The organism is Lysinibacter cavernae (assembly GCF_011758565.1).
Lineage (GTDB): Bacteria > Actinomycetota > Actinomycetes > Actinomycetales > Microbacteriaceae > Lysinibacter > Lysinibacter cavernae.
In genome coordinates, this window is the sequence record NZ_JAAMOX010000002.1 from 673,677 (window position 1) to 688,187 (window position 14,511).

A 14,511-nucleotide genomic window follows, 5' to 3' on the forward strand; every position below is an offset into this window, starting at 1 on the left:
GGGAGTTCATACTTTTCAAAAATGGATGCCTCGGCCAGTAGCCTCGACGGGTTGCGCTCTATGCCTAGTATGCCAAAGCGCGGTCAACGGCCTCGAGGATGCGGTCGGCATCCGGCAGGTACTGCGACTCGAGCTTGGCCGGCGGGAACGGGGTGTCATACCCAGAGACTCGGATGACCGGAGCCTCGAGCGAATAGAACGCACGCTCACCGATGGTGGCGGCGATCTGGCTGCCGACACTCGCGTTTTCCGGCGCTTCCTGAGCGACAATAAGTCGACCGGTTTTGCGCACAGACGTGAGAATCGTTTCGTAATCGATTGGCGACAGCGAGCGAAGGTCGATGACCTCGATGCTTGTGCCTTCCGTCTCGGCGACCTCAGCAGCTTGAAGCAGCATGGCAACCATTGCGCCGTGGCCAACAACGGTCACGTCGCTTCCCGTGCGGGCGACGCGCGCCGAGTGCAGCGAGGCAGAAGAGGAACGGAAATTGACCTCGCCCTTTGGCCAGTAGCGGCTCTTTGGCTCAAAGAACATGACGGGGTCGTTGCTGGCGATGGCCTCCTGGATCATCCAGTAGCCGTCGTTTGGCGTTGACGGGCTCACGAGGCGAAGGCCGGCGCTGTGCGCGAAGTAGGCCTCTGGGCTCTCTTGGTGGTGCTCAACCGCGCCGATGTGTCCACCGTAGGGAACCCGGATGACCACTGGGAACGTCTGCGAGCCAAGATAGCGGTTCGTGAGCTTCGCAAGTTGCGACGTGATCTGGTCGAATCCGGGGAAGATAAAGCCGTCAAACTGGATCTCGCACACCGGGCGGTAGCCGCGCATCGCGAGGCCAATGGCCGAACCGATGATGCCAGACTCGGCGAGCGGGGTGTCAAGCACCCGTCCTTCGCCAAATTCTGCCTGCAACCCCTCAGTGACGCGGAACACACCACCAAGCTGGCCGATGTCTTCGCCCATGAGCAAGACTTTGCTGTTGTCTGCCATTGCCTGCCGGAGCCCAAGGTTAATGGCCTTTGCCAGTGGCAGGTTCTGAATGTCTGCGTCGATGTTCGCGGTCATCAGGCGTGGCTCCCGTCGGTTGTGGCGTCGCTAAACGAGGCCTCGTAGTTGGCGTGCCAGCGCGCCTGCTCTTCAAGAACGGCGTGCGGCTCGCTGTAGACGTAGTCGAACATGTCGTTCGCCGACGGTGGCTGTAGCTCAAGCGTGCGGCGTCGCAGGTCGGAGGAGAAATCGTCCATCTCGACCTTGAGGTCCTCAAAGAACGCGTCGCCGATGCCCTGCGAGCGCAGGAACGCCTCGAGCCTCGTGATGGGGTCGCGCGCGATCCAGGACTCGACCTCTTCGTTCATCCGGTACTTCGTGGGATCGTCGCTCGTGGTGTGAGCTCCGATGCGATACGTGAGCGACTCGATGAGCGAAGGGCCGTTGCCAGCACGCGCATCGTCAAGGTGCTTTGCCGTCACGGCAAACCCGGCGAGCACATCGTTGCCGTCGATCTGCACGCTTGGGATGCCAAAACCAATACCGCGGCGATACAGCGGGGTGCGCGACTGGCGGCTCACTGGAACCGAAATGGCGTACTGGTTGTTCTGCATAAAGAACACCTGAGGGGTCTGGTAGCTCGCGGCAAAGACAAAGGCCTCGCTCACGTCGCCCTGGCTGCTCGCGCCATCGCCGAAGTAAACGATCGTCGCCTCGTCGGCGTCTGGATTGCCAGTGCCGACGGCCCCATCAAACTGTTGGCCCATTGCGTAGCCGGTTGCGTGCAACGCCTGCGAACCGATCACAAGGGTATAGAGGCGGAAGTTGCCGTTTTTGGGGTCGTTTGGGTCCCATCCGCTGTGCGTGATGCCGCGGAACAAAGCCATATAACCGAGCGGATCAACGCCGCGGATCAGGCCAACGGCGTGCTCACGGTATGAAGGAAACACGTGGTCCTGTGCCTTGGCGGCGTGGGCGGAACCGACCTGGCCACCCTCCTGCCCATGGCTCGGTGGCCACAAGCCAAGCTGACCCTGGCGCTGCAGGTTCGTTCCCGTGATATCGATGGTGCGGGTCGTCAGCATGTCGCGATAGAACCGTGTGTACTCGGCCTCACCCAGCGAATCGAGGTACGGGAAATACTCCTCGTTCTCGGCGCTGCGCACGAGTTCACCCGAGGGGGTTAAGAACTGTACGGGGGCGGCGTCGGTAGTTGGTACCTGTGAAGCCGGGCTCATACGTTGCTCCGTTTCGTTTCGGGTTGGCTAGCTGCCTTGCGGGCAAGATGATCGATCGGCAGGGTGTCGAGGATACGCGCGGCAACCGCAAGGATGGTGGCAACACTCTCTTCTTCGCCAACAGAAACGCGGATGCCCTCCGGGGCGAAGGCTCGCACAACAAGGCCTGCCTCGTTAAAGAAACGATCAGCAGCCACTGTTTCTTGCCCAAGCGGCAACCAGAAGAAGTTGCCCTGTGCCTGCGGGATGTTCCACCCGGTTTCCCGCAGAGCGGTGACCATGCGGTCGCGTCGTTCGGCAATCACGGAGACTCGCTCGAGCAGCTCGGCCTCGGCCTCGGGCTCAAGCGAAGCAAGCGCGGCTTGCTGGGCCGAGTCAGTCACCGACAGTGGGATTGCGGCCGTGCGGGCGGCGTCAAGGATGCGGCTGTTGCCGATCCCGTATCCGACGCGCAATCCGGCAAGTCCGTATGCCTTCGAAAAGGTGTGCAAGATCACCAGATTGGGGTATTTGCTGAGGTAGTTGCTGCCGTTGACGGCATCCTCGTCGGTCACAAACTCGCCGTAGGCCTCGTCAAGTACCACCAGCAAGTTTGAGGGAATCCGCTCCATAAACGCCTCGAAGTCGACCGTCGAAATCGTCGTGCTTGTTGGGTTATTTGGGCTGCACAGCAGCATCATGCGAGTGCGGTCGGTAATCGCGGCGAGCATCGCTTCAAGATCGTGAGAGTGATCTGGGAGGTTTGGCACCTGCACTGAGGAGGCACCGGTCACAATGCCAAGCCCCGGGTATGCCTCAAAGCTTCGCCACGCGTAAATGTATTCGTCGCCGGCGCCAACGGCCGCTGCAACAAGCTGATAGAGCAGCGCAACCGAACCGGCGGAGACGTGCACGTTCTCGTCTGGAACCCCGTAGCGCTTCGCAAGCGCCGCGCGGAGGGCAGGAAGGGAGCCGTCAGGGTAGCGGTTAAAGTCGTTAACTCCGAGCGCTCGCTTGGCGACAGAAGGAAGCGGACCAAACGGGTTTTCGTTGCTCGAAAGCTTGAAGCCGCCTGGTGCGGGCTCCACTCCCTGCTTATAGGGAGGCTTCGCAAGGATTTCTGCGCGCAGCCGCACCGGTTCCTGATTCGTGCTGGTCATCCCACGAGTCTACCGACGGCGTATTCTCTCGGCGGTATTTTGGACCAGGTGATCCTAAGGATACGGAATCAGGGTGTTCCCCCATAGAACCGCATCGGTGGCGCGCGTAGGCTTGAGGTATGTCATTCATCGTTCGAGTCTTGATCAGCGCCGTCGCACTATGGTTCACCACCCTCATCGTTGGTGGCAATGGCGACAACGGAGTGTGGATCGACCCCATCGAGAACACCACCTTTGGCGTCGTGATGACATTCCTCATCGTGGCATTCCTGTTTGGCCTGATTAACGGCATCCTTGGGCCCATCATCCGCATCGTCTCCATCCCGCTCTACATCATCACGCTTGGCCTCTTCGCGTTTATCGTGAACGGCCTGCTACTGCTCCTCACCGCGTGGTTCTCTGACCTCTTCGGCTTTGGGCTGCGCGTTGACGGATTCTGGTGGGGCGTGCTCGGCGCGCTCGTGCTCAGCCTCTTCACGGGCGCAATCAATCTCGTGCTGAAGCCATCACAGAACCAGCGCAGCGACGAACGCCGCTAACGTCGAACGCATCAGCTCAGCGAGCATCCCCCGACCGAAAGAGCCCCGTGATTACCGCCGCAGAAACCCACAAGGTCAAGTTTCACATCACCAAGTTCCGCGCAGGATTCAGCCTCGACGAGGTTGATGATGCACTCGACTCGATAGCGCGCACACTTGAGATCTACGAGGGCACTCCCGGGATGCTCGCATCAAGCGGCTAGTGACTGCTGAACAGATTTTCGCGCTGCGGTTCACCGAAACCAAATTCCGCGACGGCTACTCAAAAGACGACGTCGACCAGTTTCTTGACAAGGCGGTACTCACTCTGCGCGAGTACGAAGCGACCAGAGCCGGGCGCTGAACAAACCGGGTGTGTATTCGGTGGCAAAGTACAGGACAATAGACTCTGTGCCCCAACCCGAAGCCTCCATCGACAGCGCGTTTCGCGTGTGCTTCGTCTGCACCGGTAACATCTGTCGCTCACCAATGGCAGAGGTCGTGTTTCGGCATTTGGCCGAACAGGCCGGCCTTGGCGAGAACATCATTGTGAGCTCGCGCGGAACCGGCGACTGGCATGTTGGCGAACGAGCCGACTCCCGCACGCTTGCCGCGCTCACCGCGCGCGGTTACGGCGGTTCAGAGCACAGGGCCCACGAGATGGATACCGTCGACTTCCGCACCAACGACCTCATTATCGCCCTCGACCGCACCCACTTGCGTGTGTTGAGCAGCCTCGCCCCAAGCCCAGAAGACCTCAGCAAGATCGAACTGTTGCAGACATTTGTTGGCAGCAGCGATGACGCCCTCGACGTGCCTGACCCGTACTATGCAGACGACCTGGCCTTTGCGCAAGTGCTCGCAACAATCGAGAAGTCTTGCGCCGCACTCTTTAACCAACTTGAACCCGCCATCCGACGAAAGAGATAACACCGATGAGCAACCTTCCACCCCAACCACTCAGCCCCCTTGACGGCCGCTACAGCGGTGCCGTCTCTGAGCTGGGCAACACGCTCTCTGAAGCTGGCCTCAACAAGGCCCGCGTTCACGTCGAAGTGAAGTGGCTCATTTACCTCACCGACCGGTCGCTGTTCGGTTCGTCACCGCTGCCAGAGGACAAGAAGGAAGCGTTGCGCGCCTTTGCCCGTGACTTTGGCCAGGCCGAGATCGATGCGCTCGCAAAGACCGAGGCGGTGACGCGTCACGATGTGAAGGCCGTTGAGTACCTCGTGCGCGAAAAGCTCTCTGAGCTTGGACTCGACTCCATCGCCGAGCTCACTCACTTTGCCTGCACAAGCGAAGACATCAACAACCTCTCCTACGGCATTACCGTCCGCGAGGCCGTGCACGGAGCGTGGCTCCCCCGCCTCCGCCTCGTCATCGCAGAGCTTCGCGCGCAGGCCGAGAAGTACCGTGACCTGCCAATGCTCGCCCGCACCCACGGTCAGCCGGCTACACCAACCACCCTCGGCAAAGAGATCGCCGTGTTTGTGTACCGCCTCGAGCGCCAGGTTGACCAGATCCAGCAGGTTGAATTCCTTGGCAAGTTCAGCGGCGCAACCGGCACCTTCGCCGCGCACATCGCCGCCGACAACACGGTGAACTGGCCAGAAGCATCCGAGGAATTTGTCACCTCACTCGGCCTCACCTGGAACCCGCTCACCACCCAGATCGAATCGCACGACTGGCAGGCGGAGCTGTACGCGCGAATTTCGCACACCAACCGCATCCTGCACAACCTGGCGACCGATATCTGGACCTACATCTCCATCGGATACTTTCGTCAGATTCCCGTTGCTGGCGCGACCGGATCGTCAACAATGCCACACAAGGTCAACCCCATCCGCTTCGAAAACGCGGAAGCAAACCTTGAGCTCTCCTGCGCAATCCTCGACTCACTCGCCGCAACGCTTGTCACTAGCCGCCTGCAGCGCGACCTGACGGACTCGTCGGCCCAGCGAAACATCGGGGTTGGCTTTGGTCACTCGATGCTCGCACTCGACAACATCCTTCGCGGACTCGGTGAGATCGACGCCGCGCCAGACCTGCTCGCTGCCGACCTTGAAGGCAACTGGGAGGTCCTCGGCGAGGCCATCCAGACCGTCATTCGCGCCGAGGTGACGGCCGGTCGCTCAACCATCAAGGACCCGTACGCCGCGCTGAAGGAACTCACTCGCGGTAAGCGCATTGGCGCCGCCGACCTCGCCGAGTTTGTCAACGGGCTCGACATCGGAGACGACGCCCGAGCCCGCCTGCTGGCCCTCACGCCAGCCGGCTACGTTGGACTCGCCTCAGAACTGTTGGAGTTCCTTCCAGAAGCTGGCTAGTCCCGCAAGACACAAAAAGGAGGGGGTGTTCCACGTGGAACACCCCCTCCTTTGTGTGAGGTCTTAGTGAGTGGTGTCGGGCGCCTTTGGCGTCCAGTCTTCCGTGTTCCAGTCGGGCTCGTCATTTTCCTTCATGCTCATACTCAGCATGGCAAGGGTCACGAGCGCAACGATGAAGCCAACGCCGAGGAAAATAACACTCAGCAGGATCTCGCGAGTTGCCATGAGTACAACAAGGCCAGCAAACACGCCAAGAACGGCAGAGAAGCCAACAAGTTCGAGCGGCTTGAGCTTGTCACGACGGCTGGGCTCAATTGGTGATTGGGTCATGACTGAACCTCCGACGATACGGTGCCGCTGGTTTTGGGCGACACGCCAACTGAGGCGGCGGCAATCCCCAGATAAACGCCAGCGAGTGCGAGATATCCACCAAGCAATCCCATAAGCGGGGCCGAAATCTCGGTATCGAGGTTCGACCCTGGGATGAAGGCGGCAAGCGCAAGGGCGGCGCCGAGAATACCAACCACAAACGAATCGGTTGGTGACCAGGCCGAGCGCATCATCCAACCGCCGAGTACATCACTCACGGCCATAGCTGCCGCCCAAATAATGACCAGCAGCATGAGACCAGAACCACCACTGAGCAGCGGCGTAAGGCTGACAACGCCAACGATCGCTGATGCCGCGACCTGAACAAACGCAAGGACACGAACTGGGGCAACACTTGTGCGCGTTGCAGCGACCATCAGAGCAACCGCAAGGATCAGGGTCAGCGCTGCGAAAAACACGTGACCAAACGACGCATCATGAAGGTGCGCGGTAAAGGCCAAGATCAGGGCGCCAGCCACATAGACGGCTGCGCGAGTGGCGTTCACTACCCGAGGAGCAGCACCGTGGACTGGCACCGAACCGGACAGCGTTTCATGCGAAACTGCGGACACGCTTATTTCTCTTCTCGTCTGGGGATTCATCAAGTCTACCTTCCCTTTTCCGAGCAGGTGCCCCTTCTCTCAGCCGTCCCCTGACTACAGTTATTCTGTGGGCACTCACCCACGGCGGAAGGAATAGTTTATGGAACCGACCCTCTTCATCCTGCTTGCGGTATCGCTCATGGTTGCGGCAGCCGTGTTCTCGCGACGTACCGGCGTTGCCACCCCGCTCATCCTGCTCGTGGTTGGTATTGGCATCAGTTTTATCCCGTCGATGCCAACCATCGAAGTCGATCCCGAATGGATCCTTGCCGGAGTACTCCCGCCCCTGCTCTACTCGGCAGCGGTCAACGTGCCAGTGCTCGATCTCCGCCGCAACTTCAAAGCCATCACCGGACTGTCCGTCACCCTCGTGGTCATCAGCGCCATCGTCGTCGGGTTTGTCCTGCACTGGATCATGCCAGAGATCAACCTTGCCGCAGCTATCGCCCTCGGCGCGGTCATTAGCCCAACGGATGCCGTCGCGGCAACATCCATCGGTAAGCGGCTCGGCCTGCCCGGCCGGCTCGTGAACATGCTTGAAGGCGAAAGCCTTGTCAACGATGCTACGGCTCTTGTGCTTCTCCGCTCGGCCGTCGCCGCAACGGCGGGTGCTGTGAGCCTCTGGGGCGTTGCCGTGGACTTTGTCTACGCGGCAATCGCGGCCATCCTTATCGGCCTGCTCATCGGCCACGTCACCGTGTTCATTCGCTCACGCCTGAACGACCCAGTGCTCACCACAACCGTCTCCTTCATGGTTCCGTTCCTCGCGTTCTTGCCGGCAGAGCACTTTGGCGCATCCGGTGTCCTCTCGGTTGTTGTTGCCGGCCTCGTGACCGGCCATCGGGGCGCAAAAGTACTTGCGGCCTCCGAGCGGATCAGCGAGCACACCAACTGGAGTACCGTGCAGTTTGTGCTTGAGCACGGGGTGTTCTTGCTCATGGGGCTTGAGCTGCACGGCCTCATCCTTGAGCTTGACCACGGCAAGGGTGAACTTGGCAATGCGCTGCTCATCGGCCTGCTGCTTGCGGTGCTCATCACGGTGCTTCGCGGGCTATTTGTCATTCCCCAGATGGCGCTGCTCCGCCGCGACGAAGAACGGCGCCTCCAGCAGTCCGACCAACTCGACCAGTTCCAAGCACGCCTCGAAACCTTCGAACCAAAGTCGAAGCGCATGGAAAAGCGCAAAACTAATGCGCAGCGCGGCATCGCACAGCGCACGGCCGACCTCGCCTTTATCGAAAAAGAGGGACTCACGAAGCGCGGCAGCATCATCATCTCCTGGGCAGGGATGCGCGGCGTGGTCACACTTGCGGCCGCCCAGTCGCTGCCCGCCGAGACCCCCTATCGCGCCTTCCTCATCGTTGTCGCGTTTACCGTCGCCGTCATCACCCTTGTTGGTCTTGGTGGATCACTTCCCTGGGTCATCCGCAAAACCAAAATCAAGGGTGACGACATGGACGAGCACCGCATCGAACTCATGAACCTGCTCGCCCAGGCCAATGAAGCGGCCCTCGCTGTCCTCGACGACCCAGAGCAGCTTGTCATCGACGGCGTCCCCGTTGACCCTGCCAACATCGAGCGGCTTCGTAAGCAGTACCAGAAGCGCAGCTTCAACCCTGACGCGGTTGTAGACCAAAAGCGCATGGATGCAAGGGAGCAGTCAATGCTCCTCCAGCGGCGCATGCTGCAGGCCGCGCGAGACGCGCTACTCGACGCTCGCGCTATCGGGTCGTACAGCTCGCATGCCATCAACCAGGCACAGGGCGTGTTCGACATGGACGAGTACCGCCTCGACACGATGAGCAAACCGGACTAGCCCGGCCTGCCCGGCCTGCCCCGCCCATCCGCGAGTGCCGCGAGTGCCGCGAGTGCCGCGAGTGCCGCGAGTGCCGCGAGTGCCGCGAGTGCCGCGAGTGCCGCGAGTGCCCGCAAATCGCCCTAAAAGCGCAGCTTTGGGTCGATTTGCGGGCACTCGCTAGGTTTACCGGCGTGAGATGACTTGAGTCAGCGTCAATCCGTGCGGAAAACCGTCAAGATAGCGTGGTGGTCACTCTTCCCCGCTGGCAATACCCGGTTCTCGACGGGTGTCAGGCCGCGCTCAAAAATATGGTCAATGCGAGCAAACGGCATATTTGCCGGCCAGGTAAATCCCCACGACGGCGTTGACTGATTGGGTTCACTCACGGTCTTAAGCAACGGCTTGAGCGCGGGATCAAAAATAGTGGCGTTAAAATCCCCAAGCACAATGACTTTCTCGCTCAGGTCTTGCGGGACAAGTTCTCCGAGGTTGCGCAGCATCGTGTCGCGATTTTCCTGGTCGCCTGGTCGAAAGGATGCCGCATGAATGACGTAGACGCTCAGGAGGCCTGTTGGCGTCATCACGTCGGCGGAAAGCGCCCTCCTCCAGCCGAGGCCCAATTCGAGCGGCTTCTCCTTCTCGATGGGATAGATACTCCAGAGGCCAACCGTGCCAACCGTATACGAATACGGGTGTGACTCGGCAAGCTCGATCGCGGCGGCTCCCCTATCGTCACCATCAAGCTCCACAAGCGCAATGATGTCTGCACCCTCCGCAGCAAGCGTGCGTGCCGATTCTGCGGCGGTGTTGGCGGATTCCTCGACATTCTGCGACGCGACCGTGAGGAGGCTCTCAGCCGGCACGTTCGCGGCAGAACCGCTCAGCGGCACCAGCACGGGAGCAACAACGATCAGCCAGACCAAGGTAGGCACAATGACGACAAGCCAGGCCCTCGGGCGCCGAGTAAGAAGCGCGCAAAGGACAAGCGCCGGCAGAAACCAGCCGAGCCAAGGCAACACTGTCGCAACGAGCGTGCCCACAGAACCAGGCAGCACCGAATGCAGCGCAATAATCAGCGTTAAAGCAAGGGAAAGGACGGCAATAATCCGCGCTCCGCGTGTGCGCCGACGAAGAGACTCCGCCCCAGAAGATGGGATGGCAGGAGAAACGGACACTCAGGCGATATTACAGATCCACCATGAGGATTCGCCCAACGGCATCCCCAGCTCGGCAAGATTGTCGCCGGATAGCTCGACGAGGCTAGGCGCCGGGCGCCATGTCGATAAAGCGCGAGAAGTGACCCTGGAACGCTACCGTGACCGTTCCCGTTGGTCCGTTACGGTGCTTTGCCACGATGAAGTCTGCCTCGCCCGCCCGCGGGTTCTCTTTTTCGTAGGCGCTCTCGCGGTGCAGAAGCACAACCATATCGGCATCCTGCTCAAGTGATCCGGACTCACGGAGGTCGGAGATCGCCGGCATCTTGTCGGCACGCTGCTCTGGCCCACGGTTCAGCTGCGAAAGCGCAATAACCGGTACCTGGATCTCTTTGGCAAGGAGCTTGAGGGCACGCGAGAACTCACTCACCTCTTGCTGACGGCTCTCGACGCGCTTACCACTTGTCATGAGCTGCAGGTAGTCGATAACAACCATCTTGAGGTCGTTCTTCTGCTTGAGCCGCCGACACTTTGCCCGGATTTCGACCAGGGTCATGTTTGGGCTGTCGTCGATGTAGAAGGGCGCGTCGTTGACGCGGGCCGTTGTGGAGGCGATGCGGGTCCAGTCGCGCGGTTCGAGTTTTCCTTTTCGCATGGCCTGCAGCGGGATTGCTGCCTCTGCCGAAAGGAGTCGCATGGCGATCTCGGCGCGGCCCATTTCGAGCGAGAAGAACACGGTTGACTGCCCTGCACCAACCGCGGCAGCGCGGCAGATGTCGAGCGCGAGCGTTGACTTACCAAGGGCGGGTCGCGCGGCGATAATGATGAGCTGGCCGGGGTGAAGCCCGTTGGTCATTTCATCGAGTTCGCGGAATCCCGTTGGCACACCGGTCATGCCGGAGCCTGCGCCCTCGGCCGCCTCAATTTCTTGCACGGCCGCATCAACGGCGATGTTCAGCGCAACATAGTCTTCAGATGTTTTTCCACCGGCCACAGCATAAATCTCGGCCTGTGCGTTGTTCACAAGGTCGGTCGCCTCACCCTCACCGGCGTAACCCATCTGTACGATGCGGGTTCCGGCTTCGACCAGGCGGCGAAGGAGAGCCCGCTCGCCAACGATTTCGGCGTAGTAGCCAGCATTGGCAGCAGTCGGCACAAGGCTCGTGAGCGTGTGGAGGTATTCTGCCCCACCGGCGCGCTGCAAGTTGCCGGACTTGGTCAGCTCGTCAGTGACGGCAATGACATCGGTTGGCTCGCCGTGCGAATACAGCGAGAGCACGGCATCAAAAATAACTTCGTGCTTTGGCACGTAGAAGTCGGTTCCTTTGATGGCGTCAGTGACGTCAGCGACCGCGTCTTTACTGAGGAGCATGCCACCGAGGGCGCTTTGTTCGGCAAGAAGGTCGTGCGGCGGAGTGCGTTCAGAGCCGTAGCCCTCGTGAACGGGCTCGTCGGGGATGCCCAAATGAGCGATCGACATCTCAAACTCCTTTTACGTCTTGCCAATGGTGCGGCGCCCACGGACCCCTCGTGACAGCGGCCCTGGCTGGGCCCGTAACGGAACGCGGACAACCTACTGAGCTTAGTTGGCTGGCCTGGGCATCACGTGGATGCTGTTAGGTCTACCAGGCGGGTCCGACATCCGAAGCGCAGCACCACAGCGATGACACAATCTCGTGCTGTTGGTGGTGCTCCCGAGAGTCTCGCGTACCGGATACCGGGGGCAAATCTGGCCCGTTGCTCAGCTAGTCTCCTTCACCCTAGGAAAGACTCGCTCACATTCCAAATTCACCTGTGGATAACTCTGTGGACAGATCGGGAGAAACGCCGGAAACTATGTGTACTATCTGTGGGAAACCCTGTGGAATGAAGGTTAAGTTTCTGCTCAATAATGTATTTGACCAGGCATTTTAGTTTCCCCACCCTGTGCAATTGAGTTTCTTTATAGTTCTTGTTGAGGGTTGGGGGTAACTCTGGGGAGAGCGCGACTCCCCGCATCCACGTCAGCCCCGAAAAGTCGGGAATTTTGGGCACAAAAAAGCGGATGCCGGGAGCCAAAAGGCACCCGGCATCCGTCAGTAGAGAAGAACTACTTCTTCTGAGCTACAACCTGCAGCGTGATCACTGCGTTGAGGTCATCGCGCAGGCGAACATTCGCCGTGTAATCTCCAACAACCTTGATGGCCGTTGGGATTTCAATCTTGCGCTTGTCGAGCTCGGCAATGCCAGCAGCCTTGACTGCGTCAGCAACATCGCCGGTCTTGACCGAACCGAAGAGGCGTCCACCGGTACCGGTCTTCACTGCGAGGCGCACCTTGGTGGCCTCGAGCTTCGACTTGATGTCCTGTGCTTCCTCGATGGTTGCGAGTTCGCGGGCGGCGCGTGCCGCACGGATCTGCTCAACCTGCTTCTCTCCGCCACGGCTCCACGCAACAGCGAAGCCCTGGGGCAGAAGGTAGTTACGTGCGTAACCGTTCTTTACCTCGATGACGTCTCCGGCACTGCCAAGACCCGCCACCTCGTTCGTCAGAATAATCTTCGACATGTGACTATCTCCTAACGGCCAGAACCGGCGTAGGGAAGAAGCGCCATCTCGCGGGCGTTTTTAACGGCCTTTGCGATGAGACGCTGCTCCTGAACAGAAACGCCCGTAATGCGACGCGCACGGATCTTGCCGCGCTCAGAAACAAACTTACGAAGTGTTGCGACATCTTTGTAATCGATGACACCAACGGTGATGGACTTTGCGGGAGCGAGGGTTTTTGCACCCTTGCCGCTGCGGCCGCCCTGCTTGCGGCTTCCGCCGCTCGACTTTCCAGCCATGGTTACCTTACTTTCCTAATAATTCTGTGGAGCTGAGCATTCGCTCTGCGAAACACGATGTGACTTAGAACGGTGCGTCTGCGCCGTCGAAGCTTGCACCTGGGTTTGCCCAGCCATCGTTAGACGCCGGAGCTGCAGCCCAAGGCTCGCTCGGTGCTGACTGCCCCTGGGATGCCGGTGCGCCGGCACCGGGGCCAACTGCACCTCCGCGGGACTGTGCACGGGTGATCTGCGCGGTTGCATAGCGGAGGCTCGGGCCGATTTCGTCGACGTCGATCTCCATGCTGGTGCGCTTTTCGCCCTCTTTGGTTTCGTAGGAGCGCTGCTTCAAGCGACCCGTGGCGATGACGCGCGAACCCTTCGTGAGCGAACTCGCGACGTGTTCGGCAAACTCTCGCCATACGCTTGCGCGCAGGAAGAGAGCTTCGCCATCTTTCCACTCGTTCGACTGGCGATCAAAGGTTCGCGGCGTCGAAGCGATAGTAAATGAAGCCAGGGCAACGCCACTCTGAGTGAAGCGCAGCTCTGGGTCAGCGGTGAGGTTACCCACCACGGTGATGACGGTTTCGCCTGCCATGGATCTAGGCGTCCTGCTTCGGAGCAGCCTTTGGAGTGGCCTTTGCGGCACGGGCAGCCTTGGCTGCGTCGCGCTCTGCCTGCTCAGCACGCTGAGCAATGCCCTCGTCGGCGCGCAGGACCTTTGTGCGAATAACAGCTTCGCTCAGGCCAAGCTGACGGTCGAGTTCATCGGTGGCCTCTGAGGTCGCAGTGAAGTCGACGACGGCGTAGATGCCTTCAGACTTCTTGTTGATCTCGTAGGCGAGACGGCGCTTGCCCCAGATGTCGACCTTGTCAACGCTTCCACCACTGTTGGTGATGACGGCGAGGAACTTGTCCAGGCTGGGTGCCACGGTACGCTCGTCCAGTTCTGGATCGAGGATGACCATGAGTTCGTATTGATGCGTCACTAACCCACCTCCTTCGGACTTAACGGTTACAGACGGTCTGTAACAGGAGGGTAAATAGCATCGTCGTTTGCTTCAGATAAAGCGAACAACCTTGTTATCGTAGCGTACTTTCGCAACTCCTGCGGAGTTTCTCGCGGATTCTCCCGGTCTGAGTGTGCAGATTGGTCGCAGATCCACGTTTGGGGCGGTGGTTGGGTGGATGATGTGACCAATGTGTTAACGCCGTACGACGGGTGAGGGGGTGGTGACGCACTCGTTGCTGGCCGTCAAGCCGAAAACGAAGTGCAGAGGGACGAGCGCGGAGGGACGAGAGTAAAGAGATACGAGTAGTTAACTAGCCCAGGGCCGAAGGAGCGAGGGCCGAAGGAGCGAGACGAAGAGTGAGCGACACTGGCTGAGAGCAACAGAAGAAGGATGAGCGCTAGAAGCTGAACGTGACAGACGGCTGAATGAGAGACACAAGCGGAAGTCTGAGCGCGAAGAACAAGAACAAGAACAAGAACAAGAACAAGAACAAGAACAAGAACAAGAACAAGAACAAGAACAAGAACAAGATAGCTCCACAGAGTGATGTGGGCGTCAGTGGCATA

At 59.8% G+C, this 14,511-nt stretch carries 17 protein-coding genes; 6 read left to right on the forward strand and 11 right to left on the reverse strand.

Features of this window, described 5'->3' with window-relative positions:
- Nucleotides 1-64: 64 nt before the first annotated feature.
- Genes FHX76_RS12340 through FHX76_RS12350 form a run of 3 tightly spaced genes read right to left on the reverse strand, consistent with a single transcriptional unit; the run spans nt 65 to nt 3,362 of the window.
- Nucleotides 65-1,063, reverse strand: a complete 999-nt coding sequence (locus tag FHX76_RS12340) for an alpha-ketoacid dehydrogenase subunit beta (protein ID WP_167151054.1) — start codon at nt 1,061-1,063, stop codon at nt 65-67.
- Nucleotides 1,063-2,223, reverse strand: a complete 1,161-nt coding sequence (locus FHX76_RS12345) for a thiamine pyrophosphate-dependent dehydrogenase E1 component subunit alpha (protein ID WP_167151055.1) — start codon at nt 2,221-2,223, stop codon at nt 1,063-1,065. Before FHX76_RS12345 ends, FHX76_RS12340 begins: the two co-directional genes overlap by 1 nt.
- On the reverse strand, nt 2,220-3,362 hold the full coding sequence (locus FHX76_RS12350; protein ID WP_167151057.1) for a histidinol-phosphate transaminase: 1,143 nt from the start codon (nt 3,360-3,362) through the stop codon (nt 2,220-2,222). The genes FHX76_RS12345 and FHX76_RS12350 overlap by 4 nt, the downstream gene beginning before the upstream one ends.
- A 119-nt stretch (nt 3,363-3,481) precedes the next feature.
- Between FHX76_RS12350 and FHX76_RS12355 the strand changes: the two genes are divergently transcribed.
- From FHX76_RS12355 to purB, 5 genes are all read left to right on the forward strand, one after another.
- The gene (locus FHX76_RS12355; RefSeq protein WP_167151059.1) at nt 3,482-3,901 is read left to right on the forward strand and encodes a phage holin family protein; all 420 of its coding nucleotides are present in this window, start codon (nt 3,482-3,484) and stop codon (nt 3,899-3,901) included.
- Nucleotides 3,902-3,948: 47 nt separating this feature from the next.
- Nucleotides 3,949-4,104 (forward strand): DivIVA domain-containing protein, encoded by a 156-nt coding sequence (locus tag FHX76_RS12360; protein ID WP_167151061.1) that lies wholly within the window; start codon nt 3,949-3,951, stop codon nt 4,102-4,104.
- Entirely contained in the window at nt 4,104-4,244 is a 141-nt protein-coding gene (locus FHX76_RS12365) for a DivIVA domain-containing protein (RefSeq protein WP_167151063.1), read from the forward strand. Before FHX76_RS12360 ends, FHX76_RS12365 begins: the two co-directional genes overlap by 1 nt.
- Before the next feature lie 86 nt (nt 4,245-4,330).
- Complete coding sequence (locus tag FHX76_RS12370; RefSeq protein WP_167151717.1) at nt 4,331-4,810, forward strand: arsenate reductase/protein-tyrosine-phosphatase family protein; 480 nt, start codon at nt 4,331-4,333, stop codon at nt 4,808-4,810.
- A 5-nt stretch (nt 4,811-4,815) separates the two neighbouring features.
- Nucleotides 4,816-6,207 carry an adenylosuccinate lyase gene (gene purB / locus FHX76_RS12375; protein WP_167151064.1) on the forward strand — a complete coding sequence of 464 codons (1,392 nt, stop codon included), beginning with the start codon at nt 4,816-4,818 and terminating at the stop codon, nt 6,205-6,207.
- A 63-nt stretch (nt 6,208-6,270) separates the two neighbouring features.
- Here the strand turns inward: purB and FHX76_RS12380 are convergent, their stop codons facing one another.
- Together FHX76_RS12380 and FHX76_RS12385 are read right to left on the reverse strand one after the other, a co-directional pair.
- On the reverse strand, nt 6,271-6,537 hold the full coding sequence (locus tag FHX76_RS12380) for an ABC transporter ATP-binding protein (protein ID WP_167151066.1): 267 nt from the start codon (nt 6,535-6,537) through the stop codon (nt 6,271-6,273).
- Nucleotides 6,534-7,148 (reverse strand): hypothetical protein, encoded by a 615-nt coding sequence (locus tag FHX76_RS12385; protein WP_167151068.1) that lies wholly within the window; start codon nt 7,146-7,148, stop codon nt 6,534-6,536. Before FHX76_RS12385 ends, FHX76_RS12380 begins: the two co-directional genes overlap by 4 nt.
- Nucleotides 7,149-7,278: 130 nt before the next feature.
- On the opposite strand from FHX76_RS12385, the gene FHX76_RS12390 reads away from it, so the two are divergent.
- Nucleotides 7,279-8,994, forward strand: a complete 1,716-nt coding sequence (locus tag FHX76_RS12390; RefSeq protein ID WP_167151070.1) for a cation:proton antiporter — start codon at nt 7,279-7,281, stop codon at nt 8,992-8,994.
- Nucleotides 8,995-9,188: 194 nt separating this feature from the next.
- Here FHX76_RS12390 and FHX76_RS12400 read toward each other — a convergent pair whose 3' ends face one another.
- The 6 genes from FHX76_RS12400 to rpsF all read right to left on the reverse strand — a co-directional run bounded on the left by FHX76_RS12400 (nt 9,189) and on the right by rpsF (nt 13,921).
- Nucleotides 9,189-10,151 carry an endonuclease/exonuclease/phosphatase family protein gene (locus tag FHX76_RS12400; protein ID WP_167151072.1) on the reverse strand — a complete coding sequence of 321 codons (963 nt, stop codon included), beginning with the start codon at nt 10,149-10,151 and terminating at the stop codon, nt 9,189-9,191.
- A gap of 85 nt (nt 10,152-10,236) precedes the next feature.
- Complete coding sequence (gene dnaB / locus FHX76_RS12405) at nt 10,237-11,610, reverse strand: replicative DNA helicase (RefSeq protein ID WP_167151074.1); 1,374 nt, start codon at nt 11,608-11,610, stop codon at nt 10,237-10,239.
- A gap of 609 nt (nt 11,611-12,219) precedes the next feature.
- A complete protein-coding gene (gene rplI / locus FHX76_RS12410) occupies nt 12,220-12,675 on the reverse strand; it encodes a 50S ribosomal protein L9 (protein ID WP_167151076.1) in 456 nt (151 codons plus the stop codon).
- A gap of 11 nt (nt 12,676-12,686) precedes the next feature.
- A complete protein-coding gene (rpsR, locus tag FHX76_RS12415) occupies nt 12,687-12,953 on the reverse strand; it encodes a 30S ribosomal protein S18 (RefSeq protein ID WP_141916452.1) in 267 nt (88 codons plus the stop codon).
- Nucleotides 12,954-13,017: 64 nt separating this feature from the next.
- Nucleotides 13,018-13,530 carry a single-stranded DNA-binding protein gene (locus FHX76_RS12420; RefSeq protein ID WP_167151078.1) on the reverse strand — a complete coding sequence of 171 codons (513 nt, stop codon included), beginning with the start codon at nt 13,528-13,530 and terminating at the stop codon, nt 13,018-13,020.
- Nucleotides 13,531-13,534: 4 nt separating this feature from the next.
- Complete coding sequence (gene rpsF / locus FHX76_RS12425; protein ID WP_167151080.1) at nt 13,535-13,921, reverse strand: 30S ribosomal protein S6; 387 nt, start codon at nt 13,919-13,921, stop codon at nt 13,535-13,537.
- Between the last annotated feature and the right edge of the window lie 590 nt (nt 13,922-14,511).

Coding starts and splice junctions, on each gene's coding strand:
- FHX76_RS12390 (WP_167151070.1), top strand. CDS start 7,279: ATGGAACCGACCCTCTTCATCCTGCTTGCGGTATCGCTCATGGTTGCG.
- FHX76_RS12355 (WP_167151059.1), top strand. CDS start 3,482: ATGTCATTCATCGTTCGAGTCTTGATCAGCGCCGTCGCACTATGGTTC.
- FHX76_RS12340 (WP_167151054.1), bottom strand. CDS start 1,063: ATGACCGCGAACATCGACGCAGACATTCAGAACCTGCCACTGGCAAAG.
- dnaB (WP_167151074.1), bottom strand. CDS start 11,610: ATGTCGATCGCTCATTTGGGCATCCCCGACGAGCCCGTTCACGAGGGC.
- FHX76_RS12345 (WP_167151055.1), bottom strand. CDS start 2,223: ATGAGCCCGGCTTCACAGGTACCAACTACCGACGCCGCCCCCGTACAG.
- purB (WP_167151064.1), top strand. CDS start 4,816: ATGAGCAACCTTCCACCCCAACCACTCAGCCCCCTTGACGGCCGCTAC.
- rplI (WP_167151076.1), bottom strand. CDS start 12,675: ATGTCGAAGATTATTCTGACGAACGAGGTGGCGGGTCTTGGCAGTGCC.
- rpsR (WP_141916452.1), bottom strand. CDS start 12,953: ATGGCTGGAAAGTCGAGCGGCGGAAGCCGCAAGCAGGGCGGCCGCAGC.
- FHX76_RS12420 (WP_167151078.1), bottom strand. CDS start 13,530: ATGGCAGGCGAAACCGTCATCACCGTGGTGGGTAACCTCACCGCTGAC.
- FHX76_RS12380 (WP_167151066.1), bottom strand. CDS start 6,537: ATGACCCAATCACCAATTGAGCCCAGCCGTCGTGACAAGCTCAAGCCG.
- FHX76_RS12350 (WP_167151057.1), bottom strand. CDS start 3,362: ATGACCAGCACGAATCAGGAACCGGTGCGGCTGCGCGCAGAAATCCTT.